The 17,764-nt window shown below is 64.2% G+C and carries 21 protein-coding genes; 8 read left to right on the top strand and 13 right to left on the bottom strand.

Annotation, left to right across the window (positions count from 1 at the left end; translation table 11 throughout):
- Nucleotides 1-78 precede the first annotated feature (78 nt).
- Nucleotides 79-246: a hypothetical protein gene (locus tag HZR14_RS02040; protein ID WP_220132408.1), complete on the bottom strand. Its 168-nt coding sequence runs from the start codon at nucleotides 244-246 to the stop codon at nucleotides 79-81.
- Nucleotides 247-468: 222 nt separating this feature from the next.
- On the opposite strand from HZR14_RS02040, the gene HZR14_RS02035 reads away from it, so the two are divergent.
- Both HZR14_RS02035 and HZR14_RS02030 read left to right on the top strand, forming a co-directional pair.
- Nucleotides 469-744 carry a DUF433 domain-containing protein gene (locus HZR14_RS02035; protein WP_181691207.1) on the top strand — a complete coding sequence of 92 codons (276 nt, stop codon included), beginning with the start codon at nucleotides 469-471 and terminating at the stop codon, nucleotides 742-744.
- Nucleotides 741-1,109 carry a DUF5615 family PIN-like protein gene (locus HZR14_RS02030; RefSeq protein ID WP_181691206.1) on the top strand — a complete coding sequence of 123 codons (369 nt, stop codon included), beginning with the start codon at nucleotides 741-743 and terminating at the stop codon, nucleotides 1,107-1,109. Before HZR14_RS02035 ends, HZR14_RS02030 begins: the two co-directional genes overlap by 4 nt.
- A 108-nt stretch (nucleotides 1,110-1,217) precedes the next feature.
- Here the strand turns inward: HZR14_RS02030 and HZR14_RS14310 are convergent, their stop codons facing one another.
- The 4 genes from HZR14_RS14310 to HZR14_RS02010 form a co-directional block, all read right to left on the bottom strand.
- Nucleotides 1,218-1,667, bottom strand: a complete 450-nt coding sequence (locus HZR14_RS14310) for a PIN domain-containing protein (RefSeq protein WP_489675057.1) — start codon at nucleotides 1,665-1,667, stop codon at nucleotides 1,218-1,220.
- A gap of 31 nt (nucleotides 1,668-1,698) precedes the next feature.
- On the bottom strand, nucleotides 1,699-1,944 hold the full coding sequence (locus tag HZR14_RS02020; RefSeq protein ID WP_181691205.1) for a UPF0175 family protein: 246 nt from the start codon (nucleotides 1,942-1,944) through the stop codon (nucleotides 1,699-1,701).
- A 190-nt stretch (nucleotides 1,945-2,134) separates the two neighbouring features.
- Nucleotides 2,135-2,479, bottom strand: coding sequence for a DUF5615 family PIN-like protein (locus HZR14_RS02015; protein WP_181691204.1), 345 nt, complete (start codon nucleotides 2,477-2,479; stop codon nucleotides 2,135-2,137).
- A 1-nt stretch (nucleotide 2,480) separates the two neighbouring features.
- Nucleotides 2,481-2,774 (bottom strand): DUF433 domain-containing protein, encoded by a 294-nt coding sequence (locus HZR14_RS02010; protein WP_181691203.1) that lies wholly within the window; start codon nucleotides 2,772-2,774, stop codon nucleotides 2,481-2,483.
- Between the two features lie 176 nt (nucleotides 2,775-2,950).
- Here HZR14_RS02010 and HZR14_RS02005 point away from each other — a divergent pair, with 176 nt between their 5' ends.
- Nucleotides 2,951-3,448, top strand: a complete 498-nt coding sequence (locus HZR14_RS02005; protein ID WP_181691202.1) for a hypothetical protein — start codon at nucleotides 2,951-2,953, stop codon at nucleotides 3,446-3,448.
- 437 nt (nucleotides 3,449-3,885) lie between these two features.
- Here HZR14_RS02005 and HZR14_RS02000 read toward each other — a convergent pair whose 3' ends face one another.
- The 6 genes from HZR14_RS02000 to HZR14_RS01975 form a co-directional block, all read right to left on the bottom strand.
- Nucleotides 3,886-4,026 carry a hypothetical protein gene (locus HZR14_RS02000; RefSeq protein WP_181691201.1) on the bottom strand — a complete coding sequence of 47 codons (141 nt, stop codon included), beginning with the start codon at nucleotides 4,024-4,026 and terminating at the stop codon, nucleotides 3,886-3,888.
- 18 nt (nucleotides 4,027-4,044) lie between these two features.
- Nucleotides 4,045-4,296 carry a type II toxin-antitoxin system HicA family toxin gene (locus tag HZR14_RS01995; protein WP_181691200.1) on the bottom strand — a complete coding sequence of 84 codons (252 nt, stop codon included), beginning with the start codon at nucleotides 4,294-4,296 and terminating at the stop codon, nucleotides 4,045-4,047.
- Between the two features lie 3 nt (nucleotides 4,297-4,299).
- Nucleotides 4,300-4,569, bottom strand: coding sequence for a type II toxin-antitoxin system HicB family antitoxin (locus tag HZR14_RS01990; protein ID WP_181691199.1), 270 nt, complete (start codon nucleotides 4,567-4,569; stop codon nucleotides 4,300-4,302).
- 396 nt (nucleotides 4,570-4,965) lie between these two features.
- Entirely contained in the window at nucleotides 4,966-6,318 is a 1,353-nt protein-coding gene (locus tag HZR14_RS01985; protein WP_181691198.1) for an NAD(P)/FAD-dependent oxidoreductase, read from the bottom strand.
- A gap of 161 nt (nucleotides 6,319-6,479) precedes the next feature.
- The gene (locus HZR14_RS01980) at nucleotides 6,480-7,016 is read right to left on the bottom strand and encodes a cob(I)yrinic acid a,c-diamide adenosyltransferase (RefSeq protein WP_181691197.1); all 537 of its coding nucleotides are present in this window, start codon (nucleotides 7,014-7,016) and stop codon (nucleotides 6,480-6,482) included.
- A gap of 171 nt (nucleotides 7,017-7,187) precedes the next feature.
- Nucleotides 7,188-7,397 carry a hypothetical protein gene (locus HZR14_RS01975; protein ID WP_181691196.1) on the bottom strand — a complete coding sequence of 70 codons (210 nt, stop codon included), beginning with the start codon at nucleotides 7,395-7,397 and terminating at the stop codon, nucleotides 7,188-7,190.
- A 261-nt stretch (nucleotides 7,398-7,658) separates the two neighbouring features.
- On the opposite strand from HZR14_RS01975, the gene HZR14_RS01970 reads away from it, so the two are divergent.
- From HZR14_RS01970 to HZR14_RS01960, 3 genes are all read left to right on the top strand, one after another.
- Nucleotides 7,659-8,969, top strand: coding sequence for a HEAT repeat domain-containing protein (locus tag HZR14_RS01970; protein WP_181691195.1), 1,311 nt, complete (start codon nucleotides 7,659-7,661; stop codon nucleotides 8,967-8,969).
- Between the two features lie 297 nt (nucleotides 8,970-9,266).
- Nucleotides 9,267-11,960 (top strand): phosphoenolpyruvate carboxylase, encoded by a 2,694-nt coding sequence (gene ppc / locus HZR14_RS01965; protein ID WP_181691194.1) that lies wholly within the window; start codon nucleotides 9,267-9,269, stop codon nucleotides 11,958-11,960.
- Between the two features lie 54 nt (nucleotides 11,961-12,014).
- Nucleotides 12,015-13,661, top strand: coding sequence for a phospholipase D-like domain-containing protein (locus HZR14_RS01960; protein ID WP_181691193.1), 1,647 nt, complete (start codon nucleotides 12,015-12,017; stop codon nucleotides 13,659-13,661).
- Here the strand turns inward: HZR14_RS01960 and han are convergent, their stop codons facing one another.
- Nucleotides 13,662-15,569: a Hef-associated nuclease gene (gene han / locus HZR14_RS01955; protein WP_181691192.1), complete on the bottom strand. Its 1,908-nt coding sequence runs from the start codon at nucleotides 15,567-15,569 to the stop codon at nucleotides 13,662-13,664.
- Nucleotides 15,570-15,695: 126 nt separating this feature from the next.
- Here han and HZR14_RS01950 point away from each other — a divergent pair, with 126 nt between their 5' ends.
- A complete protein-coding gene (locus HZR14_RS01950; RefSeq protein ID WP_181691191.1) occupies nucleotides 15,696-16,202 on the top strand; it encodes a Mov34/MPN/PAD-1 family protein in 507 nt (168 codons plus the stop codon).
- On the top strand, nucleotides 16,199-16,627 hold the full coding sequence (locus tag HZR14_RS01945; protein WP_181691190.1) for an FAD synthase family protein: 429 nt from the start codon (nucleotides 16,199-16,201) through the stop codon (nucleotides 16,625-16,627). The genes HZR14_RS01950 and HZR14_RS01945 overlap by 4 nt, the downstream gene beginning before the upstream one ends.
- 21 nt (nucleotides 16,628-16,648) lie before the next feature.
- Here HZR14_RS01945 and HZR14_RS01940 read toward each other — a convergent pair whose 3' ends face one another.
- On the bottom strand, nucleotides 16,649-17,749 hold the full coding sequence (locus HZR14_RS01940) for a glycosyltransferase (RefSeq protein ID WP_181691189.1): 1,101 nt from the start codon (nucleotides 17,747-17,749) through the stop codon (nucleotides 16,649-16,651).
- Nucleotides 17,750-17,764: the final 15 nt, after the last annotated feature.

Below are 17,764 nucleotides of genomic sequence, written 5' to 3'. Positions count from 1 at the left end.
ATTTCGTGAATACCTGAATCGTTTAGATAGACGAAACCGTACTGTAACACGACGCTCAGAGATTTTCGATTCAAGTAGTTACGTCCGACAGTATGACCCGAAGCTCCCTTCGCTGATGTAATCCAGCGCGAATTCGATGTCGCCACGGCTCTGGAGGCCCGAACTCGTGTTGGGATACTCCGAGACGATGTCCTCGTGGATGTCGAGGACATCTTCGACCGATGGATACCAGAACGAGTCGGTCATCGTCGGAGTCTCACGCCGAACAGACCTATTGTTTTCTCTCTACGACTGTACGAGTCTCGGAAGCACTCCACAGGTCTTCTGTGAGTAGAATCATTGTATCGAAGGATGTACGCCCGGAACACTACCGGGCGAATATCTACTAGTGGGCTCGGTGAAAGTGAAACAGGTGCAATAGGGAGCGACGCCAAAGACGTATAAACGAAGGCGGCCCTACACGACTGTATGACGATCACTCGTGACGACGACGTGCTCGGCGGGGAACCCCGTATCGACGAGACGAGAGTTGGCGTCCGTCACGTGGCCGCGCGAGTGATAGATAGCGGTCAATCGCCTGCGTACGTCGCCGACCAACTCGATCTCTCTCTCGCAGAGGTTTACGAGGCGCTCTCGTACTACTACGATCACGTCGAGCAGATGCGTGATCTCGAACGGGAGAACGAAGACACGTTCGAGCGAGTCCGGGAGTCTTCGCTGAAGCCAAAAGAGACTATCCAGTGACGGGGGATCGAATCCTTCTGGACGAACACGTCGGGCGGATCTTCGAGCGACTGCTCTCCGAACGCGGATACGACGTCGTTCAGGCGAAAGACCAGTTCGGAGAATACACGAACGATGTCGAACTCCTCCAGTGGTGTGCAGATGAGACCGTCATCTTACTCACGAACAACGCCAAGGATTTCGAACCGCTTCACCGAACTCACGACCATGCTGGAATGTTGCTGTACTACGACCAGAAACTCCCCGACAACGACCCGGAGGGGTTGGCTCGAGCAGTAGATGGGGTATTCGATCAGTACGGCTCGGCAGGTATCGAGAACGAACTTGTCGATCTCGACGAGTGGTACGAGTGGCTCCACGAGTGACTGTGCGAGCGAAAATGTACGCCCGGAACACTACCGGGCGAGAAACTACTAGTAGGCCCGGTGGAAGTGGAATCGGCCCCGTCGGTTGGCCGCCGACAGACAGAACCGCTACTCGTCTACTTCCGAGAGTGCGCGTGAATAGAGGTCGTCGGAAATCCAGAAGCCGACTTCGCGGAGAGCATCGAGTTCATGCTCCAAATCTACCTCATCGGTTTTCGCTCCACGAAGAAGAATACCAATGACGCCGGTAACCTCCAAGCCGTGTCTCCGAGCGACGCGTCGCCCGTCCCGTTCGTCAAGCAAAACGAGGTCAGCGTCGTGTTCGACTGCATAGCAGATTGCTGCTGTCTCCCCGAGATCAAGTTCATGGAAAATCTCGACGAACAGGTTCGAGCGCTCTACCTCAACGATGCTCAAGAAACAGTCATCGCGTAACTCTCGAAGCGGTTCCAGGCCCTCCTCCCCCTCGGCTAGTTCGTCCCAGACGCGGCGTGGGACGGTAACGTCGGCGAACTGTGTTCGGAGAAGGTCGAGACGGTCGATAAGCGCAAGGTTCAGCAGGGGTCATGTATCCGAAACGACCAGCCCGCTACTCGGCATAGTCGAGATCTTCTTCGAGTTCTCGTTCGCCGTAGTGCCGGGCGATTTCACGTTCGCCGAGAAGTTCTTGGAACTCACGTTTCGACATCTCCGCCAGCGCACGCGCCTTCCCGAAAGAGAGAACGTCACGGGCGTACAGCGAGACCGCCAACTCCCGCTTCATCGCGGGCGAGCGCTCCCCCTCCGGGAGCTGTAAGGCCTCGTAAACGTCGTCGTCGATCTCTATCGTCGCCATACCTAAGATACGTGTACGCGATTCTTGAGTGTTTGGCTGGGGATTCCCGCGCAGACGGCGTGCAAAGCAAGCGCTCAAAGCGGTCGAAATGTACGCCCGGAACACTACCGGGCGAGAATCTACTAGTAGGCTCAGTGAAAGTGTATTAGTTGTTCTGAGGCACTCAGGCGCGTTGAATCAACACTTTTACTCAAACCCACGGATCGAGTTCCTCGCGCCCACCGAACGAATCTCGATTCTGGTACACGTCGCTCATTGTAATAAGACCGGCTGCAACCTGATACGCCGGCATCGTATCATCGTAGAGAAGAACAATGCCCGAGTGAACGTCAGATGGTAACCCGCCGAAGTCTTTCACGTCGCTCGTCACGATGATCAGTTCGTGGTCTCGGGCGTACGGAAGGACATCGGCTTCGTCATCGGCTCCCTGCCAGAGCGCGTCACGGACGTGCTCGGCGTAGATCCCTTCCTTCTCCAAATACGTCGCCGTTTTCGGGTCGATGTTTTCGTCCAGTAGAAAGCGCCACCCGTTCATTTCAAGCGGCGTCTGGATCGATGCCTTCGGGACGATCGATCGATTCGCGGAAGTCTTCTATTGCGTCTTCGCGTTCCTGTTCGACCTCGCGCATCTCCCTCGGGTGGTCGTGATAGTACGCCAGCGCGTGATACACGTCGGCTACGTCGAGATCGTACCGATCGGCAACAGCCTCGGGATCTTCCCCACGTTCTTCGACGAGGGCGTACACCTGACGGACGCTGACTCGGCGGCCACTGATGTGGGGCTCGCTCATCAGCTCGTGTGCGATCCGCCGAGCCTCTCCCTCGGACATACGTACACGTTGCTGCTACTCTCGCAAAAACATACTGCTGTCGTACCAGCCAAAGATGAGGATTCCCATCTCCAGACGCGCCGTAGATTTCGCGTTGTTCGTCCCGATAGCCTTCGCAACCCGATGCACAATCTCTCGCCGAACGTTTTTGAGTGATAACGCGGAGAACGATCCACGTGCGCGAAACGATAGAGAAGCGAACCGCCAGCGGGTGTAAGGCGACGTTAGTGTTTGACACGGGCGGACCAGTTGGTAGCGATCATTTGCTGATCGTCAAGCCGGTCTATTCCGAAGAGGATTGGCTGGTGAATCGGTGGTTCTACTTCGATGAGCAAACCCAGGCGTATATGTGGAATTTTGCCGAGAAGGTCTGTACCGACGAAAAATATCGACAGCAGTCATTGGAAAAAACGGCAGACTGGAAGCGCGTCGCCAACCTGTATGAGCCCCTCGCCCGAAGACTCTATCAAGAACTGTCCCAGTCCGAACGGAGTGATTTCCCCATCCTGAACGACAGTTCCCGGCCCGATTCTGAGAAGTTGGAATCGCTTTGCGAAGAGCTGTTCAAGGAAATCAAAGCCATCGTACGTCAGAGAAAAGACCGTCACCTGGAAACAGTCTACGAAGAGAAAGAAGCAGAGCTACAGCGGTGGCTCGCTGAAAAATCTGCTTGATTCGGCGCGAGGGGCGCACTCGTGCGCCCTGGACACACCGGGACCTCTGTTCCCGGAGGAATAGTGGGTGGAGGACTAGCGAAGCGAACGATAATGTACGCCTGAAACACTACCCGGCGAGAAGCTACGCTCAGGACCGTGAAATCGAGCGGATGACGAGGCATACCGCCCACCTGCCAAACACTAGTCAGTTGTATCCGGGGACCGATCAGTTCGGAGGACCCGGACGGTCGCCAGGTAGCTCCCTTCGGTCGTCCCCCGAGCCTTTGCTCGCTACCGCTCGCAAAGATGCTGATTCACCGAGCGCTGACGAAGCCAGCGCGCAGCGTAAAAGGTCGATGTACGCCCGGAACACTACCGGGCGAAAACCTACTAGTAGGCTCGGCGAAAGTGGAACTCACGGTTCTATGAATCGAGAACAGACGGGCGTGAGGACGCTATTCGTTTTCGAGGGCCTCGTAAATATCGCGGTGTTCGTCCCGATCAGCCTTGGCGACCCCCAACACGAATTCTCGACAGATGGCGTCCGACACGTCGTAGACAGGAGAGCGTTCGGTGGTACGGTCTTCGGGTGTCATCCTGTCCGGTCTCTCTGTTTACGCGTGGCGGTCGATCCACTCACAGAATGCGCCGAAGTCGTTGGCTCCAGCGCTGTCGGCGATGTCACGTAGCGTTCCCGTCCGAAGTTCGTCGTGTAACGGAATCGTGACTCGTCTTCGGTCGTCCTCGTTCGTGGGGTGTTCGTAGTAGAGTTGTGCATGGTCGCCAGTCGTCCGTCGCCATTCGAAGCTACCGACGTTCACCAGCACTTTCACCACCTCTCGACCGGAGAATGTTCTCCTCGCCATCGACTACTTGATCACGTCCGGCGGTTCCTGATCTCCAGTCGTGTTGTCTGTGGGATCTATCCCCATCTCACGAAGTTCCTCGTCGGTCGGTTCCTTCCCGATTTCGTCGTTGTAGAGCGCGATCGCTTCGTCGAGGTTCTCCAGTGTAGCCACTCGGGACGGTCCCTGTGTCGTGACTCCAGTATCGACATCCTTGGCGATCCACCAGTCGTCTTCGCGCCACAGGCGTATCTCATCGGCGTGATCCGCCCCGTCTCTCGTCGAACTGGCCATGCTATCTAAGAGTAACGGGACGCGTCGAATAAGCGTTTGGCCGATAGACCATCGAATCATATTGATTCGGACCACCAACGTTTACAGTTCGGCACAGAGTCAGTACCCTCCGTTAACGGATATCCGAAATGTACGCCCGGAACACTAACGTCCGACCTCACTCCAGGCCGTGTGCCACGGTCGGTCGGCTAACCCTCGTGCCGGGCGGGTGGCGTTGTGTACCACCGGCTGTCGGGGCGGCTCACACCACCCCAAGCGGCGTATCGCACACCTGGGTTCTCCGAACGGTCATCGCTACCCTGACGGGCTGCTCGGTCGGGGACTGATGGTGCGCATCGACTCTACGTGATTGAGGGATAATCCTCTTTCGGGTCACCGCGGGAGCGGCGGCCGATATCATACGCCGTACTCGTCCTCGAATACCTGTGCGTATCGGCCCCCCCGGGAGCCGAGTTTCCGCCAGGTGTACTCCGCGAAGAGTTTGGCCCCCGACCATCCGGCGTAGATCGATTCACGGGGGGTGATACCGTCCGTATCTACGATGTTGTCGACGAGGGCGAACAGCCGGTCCCAATCGCTCGGTTCGTAGCCGCGAACCATCTCGGCGAAGATACAGTTCCGGCGCACTTCCGGGCCGATCGCCCGGTGCCACTCCGCGTTGTACGCCCGGAGGGCTCCGAGGGCGGCGAGCCGTCCCGCGATAGAACCGGTCCGGATCGCGACGTGGTCGCCGCCCTCGTGGAACGCGGAGGTCGCACCCATGGCCCCGCCGACGACCGCCACGTTCGCCCGGGTCGGCGACTCGATCGGACGGGTCGACGAGATCGGGTACGTCTCGGTACCCCTGGCCTTACCGCGGTCGTCCTGTATCGGGAAGTCCTCGATGTCGTACTCGGGGAACGCCACGTCGAGGAGGCGTTCGATGTACGCCGAACCCTGTGGGATCCGGTCGTCATCGGGGCGGAGCAGCCGGTAGCGTTCGCGGTGTTCGACCGCATCGAGGTCGAGATCGATCGGCATCGTCAGCCCGACCCGAGCGACACGGCCGTCGTTGGGGAACACCCACGGGTAGGCGGTGTGGCCGGGCATGTACCCCCACCAGAACTTCAGACGGTCGTCCTCGAACAGCTCCTCGGGGAACTCCCGATACTCCTGGTAGGCGATGTGGTTCGTCCGCCGAGACCCGAGTCGGTCCATCGTCTCGGTGGGAAGCCACCGTTCGAGGACGCTGCCGGTGATGGTCCGCTGTGGGCCGTCGGCCAGGATGAGGTAGTTGGCGTCGATCTCCGTCCCGTCCCGGAGCGTCAGCGTGTGGGACGGCAAGCCGGTCAGATCCGTCTCGACGCCGGCGACGCCGGTCCCGACCCGGTAGTCGGCCCCGGCGTCCTCGGCGCGCGCGCCGAGCCAATCGTCGAACCGGGCCCGGTGCATGGTGAACCCGAAGTTCGGATAGGACGAATCGATGCCCGTGTTCGTCAACTCCAGCGTCTCGGAGGGGCCGACGAACTCCGCCGCCGCGAGTTCGCGGTGTTTGACGTGGTCGGGTATCGGCTCGTCGAGGTCCATGATATCGACCCAGTAGTCGAGGATCCCCGCGGCGTCCGTCGAGTCCGGGCCGGGGCCGTCGCGGTCGGCACGCGGAACACCTTTCTCGATGACGACGGTGTCGGCCCCCTCGCTGGCGGCCGCATAGCCGGCCGATGAGCCGGCCGGCCCCCCGCCAACGATGGCGACGTCTACGCGTTTCATACCCGGTTTCGGGATCCGGCGGGGCTTAAAACGATTGAACCGACGACGACGCCGGACGCCGCTCCCCGTGGCGTCCGCTCGCACGGTCGGCCGTGCCCCGTTCCAACGACTCCGATATCACGTAGAGATCGGATGCATTCGGGAACGTGGCACCGGCCGGCTCAGTACTCCGGGGCTTCCTCCGGAATTCCCTCCCGTTCGTTCAGCACGCGAGCGAAGACGAAGAGCGCGTCCGAAAGCCGGTTGAGGTACGCGACTGCGGCGTCGTTGATCGGCTCGTCGGCGGCCAACGCGACGGCCCGACGCTCGGCACGCCGGCAGACCGATCGCGCGTGGTGGAGTCTCGCCCCGATATCGCTGCCGCCGGGGAGGATGAAACTCTGTAGCGGTTCGAGTTCCTCGTCGAAGCGGTCCATCCAGTCTTCGAGTTTCTCGACGTGGTGTTCCTCGATGTGTGGCGAGTCCGTATCCGTCTCATCGGGGTTCGCGAAATCGGCCTGGATGATGTGGAGGTGGTTTTGAATCCGCTCGAGTCGCTCGTCGACGTCGTCGTAGCCGGACGGACGGGTCAGGCCAATGAGGCTGTTCACTTCGTCGACGGTTCCGTAGGCCTCGATCCGGGGGCTCGTCTTCGAGATCCGGGACATGTCCTGGAGATCGGTCATTCCCTCGTCGCCGCGGCCGGTGTATATTTTCATACCCGTCCGTAGCTCCCCGCGCGAGGACCTAAAGCTGTGTGACTCCCCAAGGCCGCATCCGGGGGGGTCACCGTCCGTCCCGCCGATCGGACTCACACTGCCGGACGTCACCCCGTGGGGCATCGCATCTACGGGAACGTGGGGGGCCCGATACGGATTCACCAGACGGTCTCACCCGTCGTCTCGCCCACCGGTCGGCTTGATGAACGCGTATGCGAAGACCCCGAACGCGGCGCCGAGACCGATTCCCCATCGGATGCCGGTCCGGAGGTCACCGATGAGGAACCCACCGACGGCCGTGAGCACGAACGCGAACGCGAAGAACGTCGCAGCCCGGATCGGGCCCTCCGCGACGAGCCGACGGACAGTCGCTGATGGCATTTACCTCCCGGCCTCGCTCTGGCTGTGGGCGTTCGATCGGGGCCTGTCCTCCCGGAAGCTTCGGGATGGCTCTTCGGTCGGCGGTCCTCGTTCCGTACCGATGGCGGCGTCCATGTCTCCGACAGCCGCTCGATCCGATATAACGTTTCGTATCGAGGGCACACGGGCCTTCCGGCGGGACGGGCGGCCGGCGGAACCGTCCGACGGCTCCCGACGTCGCGAAGGGAAACGCTCTTGGCCCGTTCTACCCCACGATACGGTATGAGCAACGGGGACGACGAGAGCGCCGACGGCACCGACGACGGGGAGCCCGACGCCGAACGCGAAGCCGAATCCGAGCCGGCTGCCGACGCCGACGTCGAGGCGTTCGAGTCGCGACTCGACGCCACCGAGAATGCCCTCGAAGACGCCGCCACGGAGGCCGATCTGGACGCCGTCGAGGGTGACGTCGACGCGATCGAGACCGACCTCGAGGACGCCGAGATCCCGGTTCCGGAACCCGACGACGAGGACGAGGAGCCGGAGGATCCGGCCGAACCGCTCGAAGACCGCATCGACGAGCTTCGGGACGGTATCGACGACCAGCGCGGCCCCTACGGTGAGGACGTCGCGGACGCCACGAGCGAGGCCGCCGGGACGATCCGTGAAACGCGGTGGACCCGCGACGGCGACCCCGCCGTCGTCGAAGCCGTCTCGGCGTTCCTCGAATCCGCCGAGGAGGAACTCGGCGTCGAGTTTCCGATCGAGGGTGACGAAACCGACGCCCTCGGCGACAGCGTCGAGTCGGTCGGCGAAACCGCCGCCGACGGCCGTCTCGACGCGGACGAGGACGCGGGGACGATCGCCGCGCTTCTCGACGCCGTCGACGCGCTCGACTCGGCGCTCGGGGACGCCGAGGAGTGGGGCGACCTCGAGATCGCAGAGCAGTTCGAGCGAGAGGGGTTCTACGACCGTCTGACCGCCGAGAACCGCAAGGATTTCCCCCCGGAGCTCGGCGTCGTCCGGATCGCCGAGGCCGAACACGACCCCGAGCGGATCCTGATGGCACTCGAACATCTCGATTCGGATTTCATGCAGGAAAACTGCCTCGACGCACTTCGGCGACTCGGTCCAAAGGAGGCGTTCGAACCGGTACAGGCGCTCGCGAAGCGACGGGACGTCCCCGCGATCGAGGTGCTCGGAAAGATCGGCGACGACCGGGCCCTCGAGACGCTCGTCGACTTCGTCGACAGCGGGAACCCGCCGCTCCAGAAGGCGACGCTCCGTGCGCTCGGCGAGATCGGAAGCGAAGAGGCGAGCCAGCCGGTCGCGAACGCGATGGCGGATGAGGAGGCGGCAGTCCGGTCGGTCGCCGCTCGGGCGCTCGGGCTTATCGGCGATACGCGGGCAATCGAGCCGCTCTCGGAGCGCCTCGACGACGAGAGCGAGGCCGTTCGGGTGCGTGCCTCGGCCGCGTGGGCGTTGGTCCGGATCGGAACGGAGCGTGCGCTCTCGGCGGCCGCGGCGCACGACGACGACCGCGCCTATACCGTCCAACTCGAAGCGGAGAAAGCCCGCGACGCGACCGCCTGAGACTGGGACTGATTCTGACTCCGGAGCTGGGACTGATTCTGACTCCGGAGCTGGGACTGATTCTGACTCCGGAACCGTGATTGGTCTCGCCGGACGGTATCTCAGACGATGTGGCGCCCCGCGGTCGTCCCACCGGACGGGGACAGCCATCCGATGGGCCGGCGTCGCCCCTCCGTTACGACCCCGGATATATAACGATAATTCACCGGATAGACGGGCTCAATCGCGGGGTTTGCGGTTGTGACATGCTTTGGCCGGAGGCCGCAATTTATGTACCCATCGTCGGAACGTACCCCCATGCGACTCCATCGACGCGATATACAGCGTGACATTCGGGAGCTGGGGGCGATGCTCGGCGATACGATCGAAGCCCAAGAGTCCCGGGACGCGTTCGAGACCGTCGAGTCCCTCCGGACGCGGTCCATCGATCGGCGAAGCGGCGACGGCGACATCGAGTCGGTCCGGACCGAACTGGATGGCCTCGATACGGACCGGGAGCTGGTCGCCGCACGCGCGTTTACCGCGTATTTCGAGCTGATCAACCTCGCCGAAGAGCGCGAGCGGATCAGGGCCCTCAGAGAGCAGACGCAGGCGGGGGTCCCCGACGACGGACTCGAGGAGGCTGTCGACGCGCTCGCGGGAAACGGGACGGAGGCCATCGAATCGGTACTCGAGGACGTCTACATCCAGCCGACGTTCACGGCACATCCGACGGAGGCCCGCCGGAAGACGATAAAGGCGAAGCTCAGGTCGGTTGCATCATCGATCGAGACGCTCGATCAACGGCTCATGACCGACAAGGAGACCGGCCAGGTCGAGCGGGCCCTCCGCGCGGAGATAACGAGCCTCTGGCAGACGCCGCAGATCCGCCAGCGACAGCCCGAACCGACCGACGAGGCGCTCAACGTCCAGTGGTATCTCGAAAATACGCTCTTCGACGTCGTCGGCGAAGTATACGAAGAGCTCGAAACGGCGCTCTCGGATCGCTCCGAGTTCGATCCGGACCGCCGGGTTCCGAAGCTCTTCGAGTTCCGGTCGTGGGCGGGCAGCGACCGGGACGGCAACCCCTACGTGACGCCGGAGGTGACGAGCAAGACGCTGTCGAGACAGCGACGCGTCGTCCTCGAAAAGTACCGCGAGGAACTGAAACGCCTCTCTGGGGTGTTGAGCCAGGACTCCGACCACGTCGAGATCGGCACGGAAGTAGACGAGCGGCTCTCGTTGCACGAACGCGCGCTCCCGTCGGTCTCCGCGGAGGCGGAGAAGCGCTACCCTGACGAGCCGTACCGACAGCTCCTGCGGTTGATGCGCGAGCGGCTCGACCGCGTCGGTACCGTCCGTCCCGGCGAGTACGGCGAGGTCGACGAGTTCGTCGCCGACCTCGACGCGATCGCCGAGGACCTGCACTCGAACGGCGCCGGAAACGTCGCCGACGTCCACGTCGATCCGCTCCGACGACGGGCCGAAACGTTCGGCTTTACCCTCGCGAGCCTCGACCTCAGGGATCATCAAGAAAACCACACCCTTGCGATCGAGGAGGCACTCGCGCGTCAGGGGGTCGATTACGCCGGCATGGACGAAGACGAGCGCGTCGAGTTCCTGACCGACGCGATCGCCGAGGACGACCCGATCCTCGCGTTCAACGAACTCGACGAGCTCGGCGAGACCGCCGGACGGGTCCTCACTCGATTCGATAGACTCGCCGACTGGCAACGCGAGTACGGGACCGACGCCATCGATACGTACTGCATCTCGATGTGTGAGGAACCGAGCCACGTGCTCGAAGTGCTGTTCTTGGCCGATCAAGTCGATGTCGTCGACCTTCCCGGGCACTCCGGGCTCGACGTCGTCCCGCTCCTCGAAACCGAGTACGCCCTGTCGGGGGCCCGGCGGATCATCGGAACGCTCTTCGAGAACGACGCGTACGCCGCTGCCCTGGCGGCCCGTGGTGAGACACAGGAGGTCATGCTCGGGTACTCCGATTCGTGTAAGGAGAACGGCTTCTTCGCCGCCCAGTGGTCCCTCCAGACCAACGAAAAACGGCTCGCGGAGATCTGTTCGGATTACGACGTCGACTTGCGGTTGTTTCACGGCCGCGGCGGCTCGATCTCACGGGGTGGCGGGCCGATGAACGACGCGTTATTGGCGCTCCCGAACGAGACGGTAACCGGCGAGGTGAAGTTCACGGAACAGGGCGAGGCGATCGCCGAAAAGTACGCCAGTCCCGAGATCGCCGAGCGCGAACTCGAACAGATGCTCAACGCACAGCTTCGGGCCCGACAGGGGGCGATAGAGGAGCCGACCGAGCCGGTCGAGGCGGAGTGGGTCGAGGCGATGGAGACCGGGGCGACGGCGGCCAGAGACGCCTACCAGGACCTCCTAGAGACCGAGGGGTTCGTTTCGTTCTTCGAGCAGGCGACGCCGATCACGGTCATCGAAAACCTCAATCTCGGCTCCCGACCCGCCTCCAGAAGCGGTGAGCGGACGGTCGAGGACCTGCGGGCCATCCCGTGGGTCTTCTCGTGGACACAGGCCAGATGTATCGTCCCGGGTTGGTACTCGCTCGCGACCGGACTCGACGCGTATCTCGACGACGGCGGCGATATCGAGACGCTCGAAGAGATGTACGAGTCCTGGCCGTTCTTCCGGTCGATGCTCGACAACGCCGCGATGGCGCTCGCAAAGACCGACATGACGGTCGCTGCCGAATACGCGGCACTCGCCGCCGACGACCTCGAAGGGCGGATCTTCCCGGAGATCAAAGCGGAGTACGAACGGGCAACCGAGTTAGTTGCGGCGATCACTGGAGGGGACTCGCTCCCGCTTTCGGGGTGGTTCGAGGAGAGCCTCCGACGGCGAAACCCCTACGTCGATCCGTTGAACCTGCTCCAGTTGCGGCTTCTGGCACAGTCGGACCGATCGGCGGCCGAGGAGCGGGCCCTCCGGATGACGGTCAAGGGAATCGCCGCCGGCATGAAGAACACGGGCTGACGCCCGGGGGCCGACGCCCGATAATTTATATACGAACACGGGACCACACACCCTGTGTTCGGACGGATCATCGCCGTCGTCGTGATCGCCATCGCGCTGGCGAGCGGCGCGTTCGTACCCGACGTCGCGGCGACAGCCCCGTCCGATCCCGCCGCCGAGTCGGCGAACGCGACACTCGTCGGGGCGTATCCGAACCCGGTCGCACGAGGGGATCCCGGCGAGTTCGTCACCGTCCGGTTCGAGCGGGCGACGAACACGACGGGGTGGACGATTACCGACGGCAAGACGGACGCGAGACTCCCCAACCGGACGTTCGATGGGACCGTCGCGTTCTCGATGCGCCCGGAGCACGCGCGAGACGACACGGCCCATCGGGTCGAAGCGCTTTCCGGGCGGCTGTTGTTGGCCGACGACGGCGACCGGTTGGTGCTTGTAGACGGAGCCGATACCGTCTCGACCGCTCGGTATCGAAACGCTCCCGAATCCGAGGTCCGGGACTTCGAGGCGGGCGTGTGGCGGCCGGTCGGGGCGACGGATCACGCGCCGATCCGGATCGACGGCGGAACGGCGGTGGCGTTCGTGCTCCCCGACGCACCGGACCGGACCGCCGGAACGCTCGGAGCGGCCGACGATCGGCTGTTCCTCGCCGGATATACCTTCACGTCCACGCGGATCACCGAGACCCTACTCGAGGCAGCCCGTAGGGGTGTCGACGTCCGGCTGCTGCTCGACGGTGCGCCCGTCGGCGGGGTCACGAAACGGCAGGCTCGAGAGGTAGACCGGCTCACGGACGGCGGCGTCGACGTCCGGCTCCTCGCCGGACCGCACACACGGTACCGTTATCACCACCCGAAATACGCGGTCGTCGACGACCGGGCGCTCGTCTCGACGGAGAACTTCAAGCCGGCGGGGACCGGCGGCGCATCGAGTCGCGGCTGGAGCGTCGTCCTCGAGGATCGATCCGCCGCCGCCGCGCTCGCGTCGGTCCACGAAGCCGACTGGACGTGGCGGGCGGCCACCCCCTGGACGGAGTACCGACTGGGGCGGGATTTCGTCGATGGCGACTCCGCACTCGGGTCGTTCGATGCCCGTCACTCCCCGGAACGGGTCGAATTCGACGCGGCGACGATCCTCGCCGCCCCCGATAACGCCGCGGACGAACTCGTCACGATGATCGACTCGGCCGAGGAACGGCTCTTGATCCAGCAGGTACGGATCGACGGCCGCGAGAACGAACTCCTGCAGGCGACGCTTCGGGCCGCCGACCGCGGGGTCCGGGTCCGGATCCACCTCGGCGGGAGCTGGTACGTCGACGGCGATAACGCGGAACTAGCCGAATGGTTGAACCGTCGCTCCGAGGCCGAAGGCTGGGATCTCGAGGCCCGGGTCGACGACGCCGACGGCTACGGGAAGATACACACGAAGGGGGTGATCATCGACGAGACGGCCGTCGTCGGGAGCCTCAATTGGGTCCGATCGGCGTCGTCGGAGAACCGAGAACTGCTCGTTGCACTCGAGGGAGCCGACGTGGCCGGGTACTACGCGTCGGTCTTCGAGGACGACTGGGGCGACGGCGGGAACCATCCCGTTCCAGGCGGTCTGCTCGCGGCGGCCGCGGTCGCCGGGAGCGGCGCGTTGTTGGCGCTCCGGCGGATCGAGTTCGTCGGTCGGGACGGAACGGTGACCGACTGGCAGTGGTAGCTAGTCGTCGCGAAGCAGCGTACTCCGGAGTTCCGCGTCGAGCTCGGCGGCCGCCATCTTCTCGACGAGCGCGTCGAGTACCCGTTCTCGTGCACCGGGGACGAACTTGATCGAGCCGACGACGAGGTGGCCGCCGCCCGAGACGCCCGCTCCGTCGAGTTCGTCCTGGAGTTCAGTCACCATGTTCGGGATGTCGAGACGGACACCGTCGGAGCGAAGCACCGAGAAGTCCGGCCCGTAGCCGATCGTAATGACCGGGTCGCCGGTCTCGGTCACCTTGCGATCGTGGAGTTCGCCGGTCGTCTTGCCGGGTGCGGGGTAGGTAAACCGGCGGGCGTGGTTTTCGACGTCGAGCCGATAGAGGTGAGCGCCGTTGTCGAGGCGCTCGTGTTCGACGTGACCCTCGGCGTCGTCGAGTTGCCGCTCGACGTCGCGTCGGGCCCGCGAGGCGAGGAACTCGACGAGCGCCTCGTGTCGCTCGGCGTCCTCACAGTCGAGGTCCAAGGCGTCGCTGATGAGGTTCGGCCCGGAACTGTACCGGAGCCAGTGGGCGGCGTAATCGAGGGCCTCGACGATGTCGTCGAGATCGCTTTCGTCGTAGCCGGCCGACTCCGCACGGTCGAGATACTGCTCCATCGCGTCGGCCTTCGAGCGGTCCGCGAGCCCCGCGACCGCGGGGACGTGTTCGAGATCGTCGGTGATCGAGGGATCGATCATCCGGGCCAACTCGACGCACATCATCCCGGTCGTGATCCGGTAGTCCTCGCCGTGGAGGTACGGATTGACGTGCTCTTCGAGCAGCGGGCCGACCGCGTCGGGGTCGGGATGGTGATGATCGACGGCGAGGATTGGGATGTCGTACTGGGCGAGTGCCCGGTAGGCCGGGGTGTCCTCCTCGGTCGAACCGTTATCCACCATAAAGAGCAGCGGAAGTCGCTGGCCGTGGCGGACTTCGTCTTCGAGGGCGAAGTTGAGATCCCGGGTGACGTCCTCCATCTCGTAGAACGGGGCCTTCGAGGGCAGCCGTTTGAACAGGTGTCGCGGCGCGTCGGGGTCGGCGTGGACGTCGGCGATGAAGTTCTCGATGGCGAGTTGGATCGGCAACGCGGCGCACATCCCGTCCCCGTCGGCGTGGTGTCGGACCCTGATCGGGCGCCCGTCGAGGACGGCCGTCCGGAGGCGACGGGCGACCGCCGCGAGGTCCTCACGGAGGCCATCGAGGGCCGGCCACTCGATGAGCGGCTCCGGGTCGGCCGGTTCGGCCGTCTCCTCGACGGCGTCGTCGACGCGCGATCTGACGGCCGCCTCGGCGTCCCCCGAGAGGACTCCGAGCGTTTCGACTTCGAGTTGTGGGGCGTCCTCGTGAGCTTCGACCGTCCCGCTGACGCGGACCGTTTCACCGAGTTCGACGTCGGGGTACGCACGGACGCCGGCCTCCTCGAAGGCCGCACAGGGGACGATTCCCGTTCCGTCACGGATCGAGAACACGGTCGGTCCCGCGGTCTGTTTGATCTGGACGACGTCGCCTTCGAGGTACACCGCGTCGCCGGTTCGATCCGCCAGCGAGGCGATCTCGACGCGGTCGCCGTGTGTGACCTCGGTTCGGACGACGCCGTCGGGATCGGCGTCGACTTCCTCGAAACCGAGGTCGCCGTTGTCGCGGATCTCGACGAGTTCGACGACGATCTCGTCGCCGACCTCGTAGGTGTTGTCGAGTTTCGATTCGTGGACGAGTCCGGAGACGTCCTCCGAGAGATCGACGAAGACGCCGTACTCGACGACGCCGTTTACGGTCGCCACGTAGAGGGCTCCCTCTTCGATGTCGTCGAACGTACAGCCGGACGCGAGGTCGTTTGCGACCCGCTCCGGGGAGCCGCGGTCCGCGTCGCCGGCAGTCGATGAATTCATTGCAAAAACGTGGGTTCTTGTGAGTTTTAAGCGTGTTGTATCTACGTTCACCCGCGTGTGCCGCTCACCCGCTCGGTGGGGGCCGAACCCGGAACGCTTAGTTGTCGGGCGACCCGACCATCTGGTATGGGTCTGCTCGGGTCGCTTTTGAAACCGAAGCTCTTCAGGTCGAGCGAGATCATCGGTATCGCCGATGACGCCCTCCAGTTGGCCCTCCAGGCGTCGGAGGACTCCCACCCCAACGAGTACATGGGACAACTCCGCGGACAGGACGCACGGACGCTCGGGCTCGACCGCGAGGGGACCGTCATCACCGACGTGTTGCTCGCCCCCGGGACGAAGACGAACCCGACGAGCGCGGAGTTCAAACCGACCTACATGCCGAACGATCTCGAGAGCGTGGGATCGGTTCACTCCCACCCCAACGGGGTGTTGCGCCCGAGCGACGCCGATCTGGCGACGTTCACCCGTGGACGCGTACACGTCATCGTCGGTGCGCCCTACCGTCGAAGCGACTGGCGGGCCTTCGACCGCGAGGGGAAGCCGACGGACCTCGACGTGCTGTCGGTCGATATACCGGACGAGCAGTTCTTCGACTTCACACAGGCCGATATCGACCGGGAGCTCAGATGAGACGCGTCGTCGCACAGGGGACCTTCGACCTCCTCCACCCCGGCCATCTCTCCTACCTACAGGACGCGAGATCCCGCGGCGATCACCTGGACGTCATCGTCGCCCGCTCCGAGAACGTCACCCACAAACCGAAACCCGTCGTCCCGGACCACCAGCGGCGTGAGATGGTGGCCGCCCTGGATCCGGTCGACGACGCACGCCTCGGCCACACCGAGGACTTCTTCGTCCCGATCCGCGAAATCGATCCCGACGTCATCGTACTCGGCCACGACCAACACCACGACGAGGAGACGCTCGCCGGGATGTTGGCCGAGCGGGGGATCGATTGTGAGATCGCCCGGGCCACCGCACGCGACGCCGATCCCGGGGCCGAGTTGCTCTCGACGGGTCGGATCATCGACCGCGTCTGCGAGCATCGCTGTTAGCCGGACGGCGTATCGCCGTCGTCACTCGGAGACGGCGTCGTAGACGGCTTCGAGGTCGTCGATCGAGCGCTCGACGCACAGCCGATCCCGTCGCTCCGCGAGCCGCGTCGGGAGCCGATCGGACGCCCCGATCACCCGGGCGATGGCGTCCCGGAAGGCGTCCGTATCGCCTGGCGGGAAATGCGTGCCCGTCTCGCCGTCGGTCACCGTCTCGGTCAACGCCCCGGCGGCGCTCGCGACGACGGGCGTTCCGCAGGCGATCGCCTCGAGCGCGACGAGTCCCTGGGTCTCGACCGGGCTTGGGAAGGCGAACGCGTCGAGCGCAGTGTAAAAAGCCGAAAGCTCCGAGCGATCGAGGAACCCGAGGAAGGTGACGTCCTCACGGGACGCCGCACGCCGTTCGAGCGCCGGACGGGCCGGACCGTCACCGGCGAGGACGACGGCCGCGTCCAGTCCGGCGGTCGCCTCGAGGAGGTCGCCAAGTCGTTTCTCGTGGCCGTGGCGGCCGGTGTAGCCGACGAGCGGGCGATCCGGGAGGCCGTGTCGGCGTTCGAACGCACGCACGGCGTGGTCGGCGGCGGGCCGGAACCGATCGGTGTCGACGCCGTTGGAGACGACGTGCGTCGGCGGATCGACCGCTCCGAGCGCCTCGGCGGCCGTCCCGGAGGGCGCGACGACGGCGTCGGCACCGTCGAGATACCACCGTTCGTAGCCGTCGGCGATCCGGCGGATGGGGGCTTCGAGCGTGTCACTAAGGTAGCCGGCGTACTCGCCGATTGGCGTGTGATAGGAGACGACGAGCGGTACGTCGAGGTCGGCCGCGAGGCGTCGCCCGGCCAGACCGAGCGTGAATGGCGTGTGGGCATGGACGACGTCGGGGTCGCCGCCCCGGATCGCCTCCGGAACCGACGGGAGCGAGAACCGGAAGTCCCGATAAAACGGGAGAGGCGCGCTCGGGACGGGGTGTTCTCCGGGACCGGGGCGGCGTTCCGGGTGGTCCGGATACGCGAGCGCCATTCCCCCACCGCGCCGTCGCCAGCGCTCACACCACGTCCGAACGGTGTAGCTCACCCCGTTGACCGTCGGCAGATACGTGTCGGTGAACACTGCGACGGTCCGCATACCTCCCGGTTTGAC

Source organism: Natronomonas salinimetallica (assembly GCF_013839515.1).
Taxonomy (GTDB): Archaea; Halobacteriota; Halobacteria; order Halobacteriales; family Haloarculaceae; genus Natronomonas.
The sequence above is the reverse complement of the archived record's forward strand: the minus strand, read 5'-3'. Positions and strand labels throughout refer to the sequence as shown.